Raw genomic sequence first — 13,920 nt, forward strand, 5'->3', positions numbered from 1 at the left:
TCCTCACGACGGCGAAAAGCCCCGCCGTACTTCCGCGACACGACGGCCGACGGATTGCCCCGCGCGGACACCCCATCGGCCTGACACCAAGGAGATCACCATGGCAAAGCTACGCGTCGGAGTCATCGGCACCGGTAAGAAGAAGCAGCGCGGCGACCGCTTCGGCTACGCAATGGCCTATCAGCACGGCAACGCGTACCAGAAGCTCGACAGTTGCGAGATCGTTGCCTGCGCGGACATCATGGAGGAGAACGGCCAGGCCTTCTCAGAGACCTACGGCGGCTGCAAGGTCTACACCGACTACAAGCAGATGCTGGAGGCCGAGAACCTGGATGTCGTGAGCGTCTGCACCTGGATGCACCTTCACGAGGGCATGGTGCTGGATGCCTGCCGGGCCAAGGTCAAGGCGATTCACTGCGAGAAGCCCATGGCCAACACCTGGGGTGGCGCAAAGCGGATGGTTGCTGCCGCCAAGGAGAACGGCGTCCAGCTCACCTTCAACCACCAGCGCCGCTATGGCGCGCCCTTCGTGATGGCCAAGAAGCTCCTCGATGACGGCGTCATCGGCCAGCTCGAGCGCATGGAGACCGGCGCCGGGAACGTCTACGACACCGGCACCCACTTCATGGACATGTTCAGCTTCTTCAACAACGAGCAGCCGGCGAAGTGGGTCATCGCGCAGATCGACTACCGGACCGAGAACCTGGTCTTCGGCGGCGCCTGCGAGAACCAGAACCTCGTGATGGTCGAGTACGCCAACGGCGTGTTCGGGATGTCGGCGATGGGTGCCGGCGGCGCCAGCCCAATCCCCTGCGCCGACCGCATCATCGGCTCCGACGGCGTGATCGAACTCGGCGTCAACCAGGGACCGGCTCTGCGCTACCGGCCGGCCGGCGACAAGGACTGGACCGTTCCCGACACCCAGGGCGAGAGCATCCACGGCCCCGGGTTCATCGACCGCGCTCTGGCCGACGTCATCAGTTGTCTGCTCGAAGGCCGCAAGTGCCAGCTCGACGCGGAGAACGCTCTGATCGTCACCGAGATCATCTTCGGCACCTACGAGTCCAGCCGCCGCCGGGGACGCGTCGACTTCCCGCTGGAGATCGACGACAACCCGCTCGAGTCCATGGTCAAGAGCGGCGAGCTCAAGCCCGGGAAACCTGCCTAGCCTGCGGGCAACCGCCGCAGACTGCCCTGGCAGCTTAAGCCAGACTTAACGTGCCTCTAGCTCCAGCATAAGCGGCAGCCTGTATCCTTCACCTCAAGTGCGACACGGCCGGGCCCTCCTCTCCCCAATCGGCGAGGAGGGCCGACGGCCAGATCCTGGAGGTAGTCTTGGGATGAGGCCCCCCTTCGTCTGCTGTGCTCTGCTCTTCGTCCTTCCTCTGTTCGTTCTTGCCGCTCCCGGTCAGGCTGAGCCCGCTTCCGTGAGCGCCGACCGTGTCTACGTCGATGCGGTGCTCGACGGCCTGGTCAAGGCGGGTGTCCTGACGGCCGCTCAGGCAGCCTCCATCAAGGAACAGGCGAGTGCAGCCGCAGCCCAGGCTGCCGCTGCTCCTGCCGCGGTTGCCGTCACACCACCTCCATCAAAGCCCGCGTCCAAGAAGTGGTACGACACCGTCAAGATCAGCGGGTACTTCCAGGGCCGGTGGACCGACTACCTCGACGACCAGGAGAAGTCGGCCGACGCAAACACCAAGGTGGAGGTCGGCAACGAGTTTCAGGTCCGCCGGGCACGCACGAAGTTCGAGTTCACGCCCACCGACGACGCGCGGGTTGAGATCGAGGCCGACTGGGGCGATGAGAAGCCGACGGTGAAGGCCGCTTTCATCGAGAACGCCCTGTCGCCGAAGGGCTGGTGGACCCGCCTCGGGCAGCAGAAGGTCCCCTTTGGCTTCGAGCTGGTTCAGTCCTCGGGCACGCGCCTTCCCTTCGAGTCCAGCAACCTGGTCCGCCGCGAGTTCCCCGGCGAGTACGACACGGGTCTGGTCGCCTTCTGGACGCGCCCGCAGGACCGCGCACTCTTCGCAGCGGGCAAGTCCTCCGCCTGGGCGCCGGGTGATCAGGGCACCTTCGCCCTCGGTGTCTTCAACGGCCAGGGCACCAGCGACAAGCCCTGGGGAGACACCCAGACCGGCGACCTCAACGACAGCAAGCACCTTGTGGCCCGCTATGCTCGGCCCTTCACCTGGAGGGGCGATGCCTACGCCGAAGTCGGCGCCAGCTACTTCACAGGCAGCTACTACTCCGTGAAGGCGCAGCGCAACTACGACGACAACCTTCTCGGCCTACACGCATACCTGGCGCCCGATCCCCTGGGCCTGCAGGCCGAGTACTACACTGGCGAGACCGAAGGCGACGACCTCCAGGGCTGGTACGCAATGGGCCTGTGGCGCACCGGTCCGAAGGCGACGGCATACCTTCGCTACGATGACTACGAGGGACGCCGCAAGGGGAACGGCACCAGCCCCTACGACCGGCACCGCACGGGAGTAGGCTATGCCTACCAGGTTGACTCCAAGGTCCGTCTGACCGCGCAGTATGACCTCGAGCGGCTCGAGACCACCAACAAGGACAACGATCAACTGGGGATGCAGCTCCAGGTCAGCTTCTGATCGGCAGAGGGCGCTCCCGCAGCGCTACCCTCACGGAGACAAGGGAGACGAGGCCCCGGCGTGGAACAGGGCCTCGTCTTTCACTTTGTAAGGGAGGACCTTTGACATGTCCCCTGCGGCACTCAGAGCGTGGGCTCTCCCGATGTTGGTGGTCGTGGCTGTGGGCGGTGTCCTGGTTCCCGCCATGGCCGGCGAGGTCAAGCTCTACGTTGCCCGGGGCGGCAACGACCAGGCGACCGGAAAGCTACCCGATCCCCAGGGCATCAACGGCCCCTTCGCAACCCTCCAGCGCGCCCAGCAAGAGGTGCGGCGACTCCGGGCCGGCTCACCGCAGGACGCGGTGATTGTCTTCGTCCGTGGCGGCACTTACGAGCTTCCCGCGGCTCTGCAGTTCGGGCCGGAGGACTCCGGCACCTCGACCGCTCCCGTCACCTACCGCGCCTATCCGGGCGAGAAGCCGCTTCTGGTCGGTGCACGCAAGATCACGGGCTTCCATCCCTACAAGGGCCAGATCCTCCAGGCCAGCCTGCAGAACACGCCGCTGGCCAAGACGGTCTTCCGGCAACTGTTCTTCCGTGGCGAGCGCATGGTCATGGCCCGTTGCCCGAACGTAGACCCCTCGGACCCTCACGGCGGGAAGTGGGAGCATGTGGCTGCCGTTGACGGTGACCAGGTGCAAGACCACTTCACCGCCATGCCGGGCGTGGTCAAGGACTGGACGAAGGTGAGCTACGCCGAGGTCGGCATCTTCCCCCAGCATGACTGGGCCTGGAACATACTTCGAGTCAAGTCGGCCGACAAGGCAGAGGGCACCGTCACGCTCGCCGGCAAGACCTCCTACGATATGCGCGTGGGCGACCGCTACTTCGTCCAGAACCTGCTCGAGGAGCTCGATGCACCCGGCGAGTGGTACCTGGACCGCGACACGTCCACGCTCTACTTCTGGCCACCGGCGGACGTGAACACCGGCGAGGTTCTCGCGGCCGTCATGGATAGCGTGGTAGTCATCAAGGGTGCCCGCTATGTGAATCTGCGCGGGTTCACTGTGGAGGCCTGCGACGGCGACGCGGTGGTGCTCGATGGGTGCGAGAGGTGCGAGGTTGCCCAGTGCACGGTTCGGAACTGCGGCGCCTGGGGAGTGCGCATCAACGGCGGGACCAACTCCGGTGCCTTCGGGAACGACGTCTACGCCACAGGCTCGGGCGGCATCTCGCTCAGCGGCGGCGACCGCAAGACCCTCCAGCGTGGCGACAACTACGCGACGAACAACTACGTACACCATGTGGCCGCCTTCAACCGGACCTACAACACCGCCATCAATTGCAGCGGCGTGGGCAACCGGGCCGACCACAACCTCATCCACGATACGCCCCACGCAGGGATGACCCTGAGCGGGAACGACAACCTCGTCGAGTACAACCTCGTGCACCACACGAACCTGCAGTCGGCAGACACGGGCGGCATCTACTTTTGCTCCCGCGACTGGACCCAGCGCAACAACACCATCCGCTACAACATCTTCCACCACTGCGGCGGGTACGGGAAGATCAACTCCTGGTCGCCGGTCTCGAAGGGCAAGATCGGCTTCCACTACCCGGGCTTCACCTGGGGCATCTACCTGGACGACCCGACAACCGGCACGCTGGTGTACGGCAACATCCTCTGGAGCGTGCCCATCTGCGCCCTGCACAACCACGGGGGACGCGACAACACCTGGGAGAACAACATCCTCGTCGACTGCCCGGCAATCAACGAGGGGATGCTCGCCCCGAACTGGGGAGAGTGGCCCAGCATTTACCAAAAGCTGCGGGACAACCGGCAGCCCGGCTCGCCCTACCTGGAGCGCTACCCGGAACTGGCGGACTACAAGGACACTCGTCCCGAGGAGATGAGCGGCGTCCGCTTCCTGCGCAACATCGTCTACTACACGGAAGAGGGTACCCGTTGGCTCCGCGAGGAGAACCAGAGTGGCTGGCAGGGCGGGCAACTGCTCTACCAGTTGCGCATGACGAAGGAAGACTTCGCCAAGAACGAGTGGGACTACAACCTGGTCTATGCGCCGCCGGGGATGGAGGTCAAGGTCCGGCTGGATCGTCAGCCGGACATCAACGAGCTCATGGGCTGGGAGAAGTGGCGCAGCCTCGGCGTTGATCAGCACTCGGTGCTGGCAGACCCGCTCTTCGTGGATGCGGCGAATCACGACTACCGTCTGAAGCCCGAGTCGCCGGCGCTCAAGCTCGGGTTCCAGCAGATCCCGACGGACCGCATCGGGTGCTTCGCCGATGACCGCCGGGCAAGCTGGCCGATTGTCGAGGCTCCCGGCGCCAGTGCCCGGGGCGAGTTCACGACACTCGAGTACGTGGACCTTCCGGGCTACGGTCGCACTCCGGCGCGGGAGGTCAATCCACGCAAGGGTCTGGGGACGCTCGCGGCCAAGCTGGCAGCCAAGCAGCCGATCAAGGTCGCCTACTTCGGCGGCGGGATTCACCCCTCTTCGGGCTGGCGTGCGGAGCTGCTGAAGACCCTTCGCGCTCACTACCCGGGTGTTGAGGTCAGCGAGATCGACGCCGGGATCTGCGATTGCGTCCGTGGTTCGAGCTTCAGCACCTTCCGATTCCGCCATGACGTGCTCGACAAGAAGCCGGACCTGGTGCTGGTAGACTTCGCCTCGGACGACCGAGACATCGCCGACCAGCGGTCCATCTGGCTGTCGATGGAGGGCATCGTGCGCCAGGCCTGGAGCACCGACCCGAAGGTGGAGTTCCTGTTCCTGTACGCCTTCCGCGACGGCTACCAGGCAGACTACCGAGAGGGCATGTCGCCGGTGGTAGTCTCGGCCTACGAACGCGTGTCGGAGCACTACGGCATTCCCTCGATTAACCTGGGGGTGCGCGTGGAGAAGCTGGAGCGCGAGGGAAAGCTGGTGGTCAAGGCGACGGCCGAGGAAGCGGCCAAGCTGACCGGCAAGATTGTGTTTTCGGCGGATGGTACCCGCCCCTCGGCGGCCGCCAACCAACTCTACGCCCAGACAATCGCCGAGGGACTGGCGCAGATCGCCGCTGCTTCGACAGCGCCGACCGAAGCACTCCACGTGGCTGCGCTCGCCAAGCGTCCCATCAACGCCAACAACATGGAACGCGCCCGGCAAGTGCCGATCACTGCCGACATGCTGACCGGACAGTGGCAGAAGTTGTCGCCGCTGGATCCGCTCAGCCGCCAGTTTGCGCGGCACTTCGACAGCATCTGGTACACCAACACGCCGGGCGCCAAGTTGACCTTCCGCTTCAAGGGGACGGAGGCCGGTTTCTTCAACCTCATGGGTCCCGACACCGGCATCGCTCGGATGACCGTGGACGGGACCGTCGTCGGCACCCGGCAGCAGGTCGATCCCTGGTCGTACTACCAGCGGCTGTCGGGGCTGTCCATCGCCGGCGGGCTGCCCGACACAGAGCATACTGTGGTGGTGGAGCTGCTTCCCGACGTGCCGAATCGGGCGGTGCCGATCGCCGAGTCCAAGAAGGCCGGACGCTATCGGGCAGAGGACTTCGAGGGTGTGGCGCTGCGCTTCGGGTTCCTCCGGATCGTCGGGGAGATGCTTCCGTGACCCAGATAAGGGGGCGTTAGTGGTGCTTAGCCGCACACTAAGGACCTGACACCAGGTGTCAGGTTGCTGCAAGTATCTCGCAGGGGGCTGTGATCTCACAGCCCCCTTTTTGGTGCCCGGCAAGGAGCGAGGCAGGTGGTGACAAGGAGTCGGCGACCCCGCTGCTCGACTCGCACGGCACCCACCTCCTCGGTGCTGAGTTGGTGGCGGGCGAACTCGGCGCAGGTGTCGGCGCCTGCCCGCTCGGGTGGCTCACCACGACGCGAGACGACTGCCACCTTCGGCTGTACCGTCTCCCAGAAGGCGGGAAGATTGGCGCTGCTGCGTCCGTGATGGGGGACCTGGAGGAAGTCGGCGCGAAGTCGCGAGGGCGACAGATGATTGAGTGCCCAGACCATGCCGGCGGTCTCGAGGTCACCCGGGAAAAGCGCTGTGAGGCGGCCGGACTTGACTCTGACCAGGAGCGAGGCGTTGTTGTCTCCGGTGGGAAGCTCCTGCGTCTCGCGGTCGGCCGGTGGTGAGAGCACCTCCAGCGTGGTCTCCCCGAGGGAAAGTCGGGTGCCCGCACGGGCGACTCGCACGATCGCGCCCCCCGACCGCAGTGAGGAGAGAGTTCGCTGCCAGCTTCGCTCCTCGGCGTCACCGCTCACGAGCACGACTCCGACGGGCATCCAGCGAGCCAGGGTGGTGACGGCGCTGTAGTGGTCGGTGTCTGGGTGAGTGATCACGAGCACGTCGATCCGGCGGTGGCCACGGCGAACCAGGTAGGGGCGAAGCACGTCGCGGGCCAACTGGAAAGTGGAGAGCCCGAAACGGCCGCCGGCATCCACGAGGATGGTTCGCCCGTCGGGGGTCTCGACCAAGGAGCTCTGGCCCTCGCCGACGTCGAAGGTGGTGACGGTCGCGGGTCGGGGCCAGAGGCAGGAGATCGCACACCCGCAGGTTACCAGAGCAAGGACGAGGGCGGCGGCGGCGAGGAGCGTGCCCCGATGCTCCGACCAAGCCCGCTTGAGCGCCCCGGAGCGCAGGAGCCCGAACAGGAGGGCGAGGGCCGCGTACCAGATCACGCAGCCCAGGGGCGGCAGGTACACGTTGTCCACGAAGGCACCGGGTAGGCGGACGCAGAGGCTGTTAACCCCGCAGATGCAGGAGATCAGCACCCGTGCCAGCGCGCACAGAGGCCAGGCCAGAGCAGGCGCAAGAGACCCGAGCAGCGCCGCCGCCAACCCCAGGATCACCACCAGCGTCGAGAGCGGCACCGCAACAAGGTTCGCCACAACGCCGACCATCGAGAACCCGTAGAAGTGGCTCCACAACAGCGGGACGGTCATCAGCCAAGTACCCACGGTCGCGATGCCTGCCAGAGAGATACACTCTGCAATGCCTATCGCGGCGCGGCTGAGAGCATCGTGGCCGTACAGAGGGCGTGGTCTGCGACCCGCCAGAGAGACCGTCACGCCGATGGTGGCGGCGAAGGTGAGCTGCGCCCCGGCCCCAAAAATCACGCCCGGATGGGTGAGCATCAAGAGGATCGCGGCAAGGGCGATGGAGGAGGCGAGGTCGTACTGACGCGCTGAGACGGTGCAGACGGCCCAGATCGCGCACATGATCAGGGAGCGGGCGATGGAAGCGCCCATGCCGGTCAGCAGACCGAACCACAGGATCAGCGGGCCGATGAGCAGCAGATGCCGCCAGGTCAAACCGCGAGAGCCGCCGGCGAGAGTGACGACAAGGGCGACTACTGCTGAGACCTGGGCGCCGGACACCACCAGGAGATGAATCGTGCCGCTGCGCCGGAAGAGCTCACGCGTCTCGTCGCTGAGGTCGGCTACGTCGTCGCCCAGTACCATCGCGGCAAGGAGGTCGGCCATCTGCTCGTCGCCAGAACCACCCAGGGCCCGCCGGTAGAGCTCCAACACGCGCCGGCGGGTGCCGGACAGATGCTCCTCCAGCCGCACCAATAGGGACGCCTCTCCCGGAAGGGCGGTCAGCGTGGCGGCCTCGACCACAGAGAAGACGCCTCGACGGGCGAGGGCCTTGCGTGCATCCGGCTGGCCCCAGTTGGTCGCTCGCTGCGGGAGGTTGACCAGGGGCTTGTCCAGGCGCACCTGCTGACCCGGCCGCAGGAGCATCCTGACCCGGCTCTGGACTGTCACCTGGGCCTGCCCGCTGACCCGGCGGCGGCGTCCCTGGGCGTCAGTCGCGTACCTAGGCCGGAGCAGGAAGGCGGCGTGACCACCGCGTTGGTAGCTGACCTGAAGGAGGGTGCCTTCGAGGCTCGAGAGTGGGGCTTCAGCGAGTCTTGAAAGGTCGCCGGGGAGCGGGGTCATGGCGAGACTGTGCAGCAGCGCACCGAGGCCTGAGGTCGCCAGGAGCAGGCTCACGGCGGCACAGTGCGGGTTGCGCGTTAGGAGGCATATCACCACAAGGAGGACCGTGAAGCCTGCGCACGCCCACATCGGGAAGGCTATGCGATCCGCCAGCAGGATCCCTATCGCCAGCGCCGCCGACAGGGCCACCAGCGGCCTCGGTGCAATCTCACGTCTGGCTTGCTTCAGCAGGTCCTGGACAATCGCCACCGGGTGCACCCGCTACAGTGAGAGATAGGGTTTCATGCGGGCGAAGGTCTTCTCGCCGATGCCCTTCACCTGCAGGAGGTCCTCGACGCGACGGAAGGGGCCGACGGTCTGGCGGTACGACACAATGCGCCCGGCGACGACGGGACCGACCCCGGGCAAGGCCTCCAGCTCCTCCGCGGTTGCGCTGTTGAGGTGAACCTGTCCGGGAGCAGGAGTAGCCTGGGTGCCGCCCTTCCGGAGGGTCTGGGAAGACGGGCCTGCGCTTGTGGAAGGCTGGGGCGGAGCTGCTCTCGTCGGCCCGGATACACCGGCCGAACCCGTGGACGCAGGGGTGCCCGCACAGACGGTGAGGTCGGGCTGATGGACTGGTGGTGCCGCAGTGGAGGGCTGGGGTGAAGAGGAAGGCTGCGCTGCTCGACTGGGGACACAGACCTGCTGGCCGTCCTTGAGAGGACTCGCCAGGTTCATCCACTCGGGGCAGGCCTCGGCGGAGAACCCGCCTGCCGCCTGGACCGCCTGATAGACTCGCGAACCGCCCGCGAGTGTGTAGACATTCGGGGATCGCACGGCTCCGACGACGTGGACCGTGATGCGTCCGGTGCCGGCGTCGGCCGCCGCGTCACGAGTCGCCGCAGTGTTCTCAACCACAAGGGCCTGAGGACTGGCGGCGCGTCGAGCGAAGACTACTCCGACCGCCAGCACCGCGAACCCTAGGGCGACAGCAAGGGTCACCCGTTGCCCCTTGGTCAGGATCATGCCTGACACCCCCCGGTGGAGGCAATGGTGTCAGCCGGAGCCCAGGCCCAGGACGGGAGAGGGCTCCAGCCAGTTACTCAAGTTAGTGAGCGCACCCGGCGCTACGGGGTCCCGCCTCAGCCACCACCCGGCATGCAGCCGGGAAGGAGAGTCAGGGCCAGGGCCAAGGTCAGCGCCAGGTAGAGCGCCAGACTACGTATGGACGCCGTGAACCGATTCACCGTCGCTACCCCCGAGCCGTCGCCTGGGATATCTGCGACAACATCCTCACACGGTCATTTTACCACGATGTTGACCAGTTTATCCGGCACAGTGATGATCTTGACGACCTGCTTGCCGGCGAGGTGCTTGGCCACGACCGGCAGCTCCAGCGCCTGGCTCTTGACCGACTCCATGTCGCTACCGGCCGGCACCTGGAGGCGGTCGCGAACCTTGCCGTTCACCTGGACAACCACACTGACGCTCTCCTCGGCGGCCAGGGCGGGATCAGCCTGCGGCCAGCTGGCCTGCAGGACGCTGGGCTTGTGGCCGGTCCGCTTCCAGAGCTCTTCGCACAGATGCGGCGCCGTCACGGACAGCAGCAGGATCAGGGCCTCGACGGCCTCACTGTAGACGGCCTTCTTGCCGGGACACTCGCCGACGGTCGCCATGTAGGGCAGGACGTCGTTGGTGAGCTCCATCAGCGCGGCGATCATGGTGTTCAGGCCCATGTTGGCGATGTCTTCGGTGACGCGGCGGATCGTCTGGTGGGTCTTGCGCCGCATCGCCCGGTCCTGTTCCTCCGGTGAGGCGGGCAGGTTGTCCCTCCAGGCCGGGGCGAAGCCTGGGCCCTCGAGGGCCGCACGCCAGACACGCTGCAGGAAGCGGTGCGCACCCTCCACGCCCTTGTCACTCCACTCGGCATCCTGCTCCGGCGGTCCGACAAAGAGGATGAAGGTTCGCGCCGTATCCGCCCCGTACTGCTCGACCATGTCGTCGATGCCCACCACGTTGCCCTTGGACTTGCTCATCTTCGAGCCGTCCTTGTAGATCATCCCCTGGGTGAACAGGCGGGAGAAGGGCTCGTCGAACTTCAGGAATCCGCGGTCCTTGAGGACCTTGGTGATGAATCGGCTGTACAGCAGATGGCGCACTGCGTGCTCCACGCCGCCGACGTACTGATCGACGGGCATCCAGTAATCGACGTCTTCGCGGTGGAACACCTCGTCATCGGCCTTCGGGCTGCAGTAGCGCAGGTAGTACCACGAGGAGTCCACGTAGGTGGTCATCGTGTCGGTCTCGCGCTCTGCCGGCTTGCCGCACTTGGGGCAAGTCGTGTGCTTGAAGGTCGGATGGCGCTTGAGCGGGGAATCGCCGGTGGGCTGGAAGTCGGCCTCCGGAGGCAGCAGGACCGGCAGGTCCTCCTCGGGCACCGGCACCGGTCCGCAGTCCTCGCACCACACGATTGGGATCGGAGCTCCCCAGTAGCGCTGGCGGGAGATGAGCCAGTCACGCAGCCGGTAGTTCACCGTGCGCTTGCCGACTCCGAGCTTCTCCAGGTGATCGGCCAGGGCGCTCTTGGCGTCCTCGGAGCTCATGCCGTCGAAGGACCCACTGTTGACCTGGACACCGGCGGTCGTGTAGGCCTCGGTCATGGTCTGTGGGTCGAGGGTCTCGCCCTCGGGCTGGATGACGACCTTCACGGGTAGGTTGAACCGGTGGGCGAACTCCAGGTCGCGCTGGTCATGCGCCGGAACGGCCATGATCGCACCGGTACCGTAGCCCATGAGCACGTAGTTGCCGACCCAGATCGGCACGCGCTCGCCGGTCAGCGGATGGATCGCATAGGCGCCGGTGAAGACGCCACGTTTCTCCGTCTCAGCCGCCGAGCGAGCAATCTCACCCTCACGCAGGGCGCTGGTGACGAACTCGCGAACGGGCTTCTCGTACTCGGTCCCGGCGGTCAGTTGCTTGACCAGCGGATGCTCGGGCGCCAGCACCATGTAGGTGACGCCGTAGAGGGTGTCGATGCGAGTGGTGAAGACCTCGACCTCGTCGTCGCGGTTCTCGAGCTTCAGGCGGAAGGACACGCCCTCCGAGCGGCCGATCCAGTTAGCCTGCATAGTCCGCACGCGCTCGGGCCAGTTGTCGAGTAGCGAGAGGTCGTCGAGCAGCCGGTCGGCATAGTCGGTGATGCGGAAGAACCACTGATTCCCGGTGGGCCGGGGCTCCACGAGGCTGCCGCAGCGCTCGCAGGCGTCGCCGTCGAGTTCTTCGTTGGCCAGCACGGTCTGGCAGGAAGGGCACCAGTTGACGGTTGCGGTGCCGGTGTAGGCTAGTCCGGCCTTGTACAGCTCCAGGAACAGCCACTGGGTCCACTTGTAGTAGTCGGGCGCAGAGCAATCGACCTCGCGCTCCCAGTTATAGGTGATGCCGAGGCGGGAGAACTGCACGCGCATCTTGTCGGTGCACTGCTTGGTCCAGGCCACCGGGTGGATCTGGCGGGTGATGGCGGCGTTCTCGGCGGGCAGTCCGAAGGCATCCCAACCCATGGGGTGCATGACGGCGTAGCCCTGCATCATGTGGAAGCGGGCGAGGATGTCGCCGATGATGTAGTTGCGCATGTGGCCCATGTGCAGGTCGCCGGAAGGGTAGGGGTACATGTTGAGGCAGTAGTACTTGGGCTTGTCGGCATCGCGCTCGATGTTGAAGAGGCGATGCTCGGTCCAGTACGTCTGCCAGGCGGGTTCGATGGTGTTGAAGTCGTAACGGTCAGCCACGGTGGGACTCCTTCTGATCCAGCCACTCAAGGGGTGTGCCGGGCACCAAGGCGTGTAAAGGGCAACACGGGTGCACGAGAGTTAGTCAGGAAGAACTGCGACAGCGGATCTGCCAGGCAGCAGACCAGCGCGAAGAGTGGCCACCCCTGGAGGTTCAGGGCGGCCACCCCTTTTGATGTCTATGTAGACTACCACGCGGGTTCTACAAGCGCAAGGCCACGGCCACGACCGCGAAGAGCACCCCCAGGATAACCAGCGCAATCAGAAGGTCACGTCGCTCCTGGGCGGTCAGGTGGAACTCGTGGAGGTTGACGGCCAGGAATCCGGCGGACATGTAGGGCAGCAAGGGCATGCCTGCGAGCCCAAAGGGATTGCCCAGCGCAATGGCGATGCCGACGCACGCACCAACCAGCATCGCCCAGAAGGTCGGAACGACCCTCAGGCCAAACCGGACGGCGAGGCACATGAACAGGGAAAGGAAGATGAAGTCGCCCAAGCCGATGGTTGCGACGTGAGCAAGGCCCCTGGCACCCGCCGGACCGGCTGCGGAACCTGCCTGCGGAATCGCGAGGGAGAGCTTGGCCACCAGCTTCGGAGCCTTCTCAAGGGCCTGGCCGGTCGGTCCCCAGAAGACGGTGAAGATGTCGGCCACGGCTGCGACGATGGCCACCGGAAGGGCCATCGCCCGCTCGCGGACAATGTGTGCGAGGACCTTGCCGACGAAGAGGCAACTGAGCAGGAAGAGGACGTTGGAGGCCGGCCCCAGGTAGAGACGGAGCATCTCGTGGGAACCTGATAGCTTGTCGAGGAGTACCCACGCAATGAGGAAGGCGGCTGATAGCAGCATCTCCTCATAGGGCTGGGTGCGCCACAGGGTTCCTGCACCCACCAGCGCCATCGACAGGCAGGCGAAGAGCAGGCTGCCTCCGAAGGTGGCCACCCAGTCGGGGATGCCGCTGGTGAGCGGCACGGCGACGAGGAAACCGTAGCAGACGACGCCGATGGCTAGCAGGGCGTAGGGCGCTGGGAGACTGAAGAGTTTGGGCTCTTGGGTGTCCAAGGCCTTAGAGCCTTCCGGGCTGGTCATGGGGACAGGTTCCCCAGGATCAGTCCGAGTACCTGCCTGCGGCGAAGCGCTCTGTGGATCGGGACTGGAGAGGCGGAAGGGAACTGCTGCGGTTAGTGGGGTCTAGCGGGTATCCTGCCAGCCGACGAAGGTACCACCTTCGATGCGGTGCTTTGTCACGCGCCTGTGGGCATCAAACTGCATGACGAAGTGGACGAGGTTGGGGCAGGAGCGTCCGACGACTTCCTTGTGGAGGGTGTAGCCGATGGGATGCGGCATCTCCTCGCTGTCGGAGGCCTCGTCGGCATACTCGGCGAGCAGGTCATTGGCCTTGTCGACTCGGACCGTGATGGTCTCGCCGCACTTGCTGCAGCGGACGCTCACGTTGAGAGCCGGCGCGGTGCCATTGCTGGTTGGGGCAGTTCCCAGCAGGATCTGGGCCAGGTACCCGAAGAGTTTACCTACTGGTACGGGCCCGCGTCTCGCCAGGACAAAGGCAGTCGCCATCGGTCGACACTCTACTCCAAAAACAAAGACCCGG

General features: G+C 65.6%; 8 protein-coding genes. 3 read left to right on the forward strand and 5 right to left on the reverse strand.

All coding sequences use genetic code 11. The features are described from left to right. The first annotated feature begins 100 nt into the window (after positions 1–100). The 3 genes from ABFE16_08200 to ABFE16_08210 all read left to right on the forward strand — a co-directional run bounded on the left by ABFE16_08200 (position 101) and on the right by ABFE16_08210 (position 6,219). Positions 101–1,168: a Gfo/Idh/MocA family oxidoreductase gene (locus ABFE16_08200; protein ID MEN6345276.1), complete on the forward strand. Its 1,068-nt coding sequence runs from the start codon at positions 101–103 to the stop codon at positions 1,166–1,168. Positions 1,169–1,340: 172 nt separating this feature from the next. Beyond that, on the forward strand, positions 1,341–2,615 hold the full coding sequence (locus ABFE16_08205; GenBank protein MEN6345277.1) for a porin: 1,275 nt from the start codon (positions 1,341–1,343) through the stop codon (positions 2,613–2,615). A 106-nt stretch (positions 2,616–2,721) separates the two neighbouring features. Beyond that, a complete protein-coding gene (locus ABFE16_08210) occupies positions 2,722–6,219 on the forward strand; it encodes a right-handed parallel beta-helix repeat-containing protein (GenBank protein MEN6345278.1) in 3,498 nt (1,165 codons plus the stop codon). A gap of 95 nt (positions 6,220–6,314) precedes the next feature. Here the strand turns inward: ABFE16_08210 and ABFE16_08215 are convergent, their stop codons facing one another. The 5 genes from ABFE16_08215 to ABFE16_08235 all read right to left on the reverse strand — a co-directional run bounded on the left by ABFE16_08215 (position 6,315) and on the right by ABFE16_08235 (position 13,886). Next, positions 6,315–8,798 carry a ComEC/Rec2 family competence protein gene (locus ABFE16_08215; protein MEN6345279.1) on the reverse strand — a complete coding sequence of 828 codons (2,484 nt, stop codon included), beginning with the start codon at positions 8,796–8,798 and terminating at the stop codon, positions 6,315–6,317. A 12-nt stretch (positions 8,799–8,810) separates the two neighbouring features. Then, a complete protein-coding gene (locus ABFE16_08220; GenBank protein MEN6345280.1) occupies positions 8,811–9,554 on the reverse strand; it encodes a helix-hairpin-helix domain-containing protein in 744 nt (247 codons plus the stop codon). A gap of 275 nt (positions 9,555–9,829) precedes the next feature. Further along, complete coding sequence (gene leuS / locus ABFE16_08225) at positions 9,830–12,313, reverse strand: leucine--tRNA ligase (GenBank protein ID MEN6345281.1); 2,484 nt, start codon at positions 12,311–12,313, stop codon at positions 9,830–9,832. Positions 12,314–12,515: 202 nt separating this feature from the next. After that, positions 12,516–13,373, reverse strand: coding sequence for a hypothetical protein (locus ABFE16_08230; protein ID MEN6345282.1), 858 nt, complete (start codon positions 13,371–13,373; stop codon positions 12,516–12,518). A gap of 129 nt (positions 13,374–13,502) precedes the next feature. Next, positions 13,503–13,886, reverse strand: coding sequence for a hypothetical protein (locus tag ABFE16_08235; GenBank protein ID MEN6345283.1), 384 nt, complete (start codon positions 13,884–13,886; stop codon positions 13,503–13,505). Positions 13,887–13,920 lie beyond the last annotated feature (34 nt).

It is taken from the genome of Armatimonadia bacterium (assembly GCA_039679385.1).
Lineage (GTDB): Bacteria > Armatimonadota > Zipacnadia > Zipacnadales > JABUFB01 > JAJFTQ01.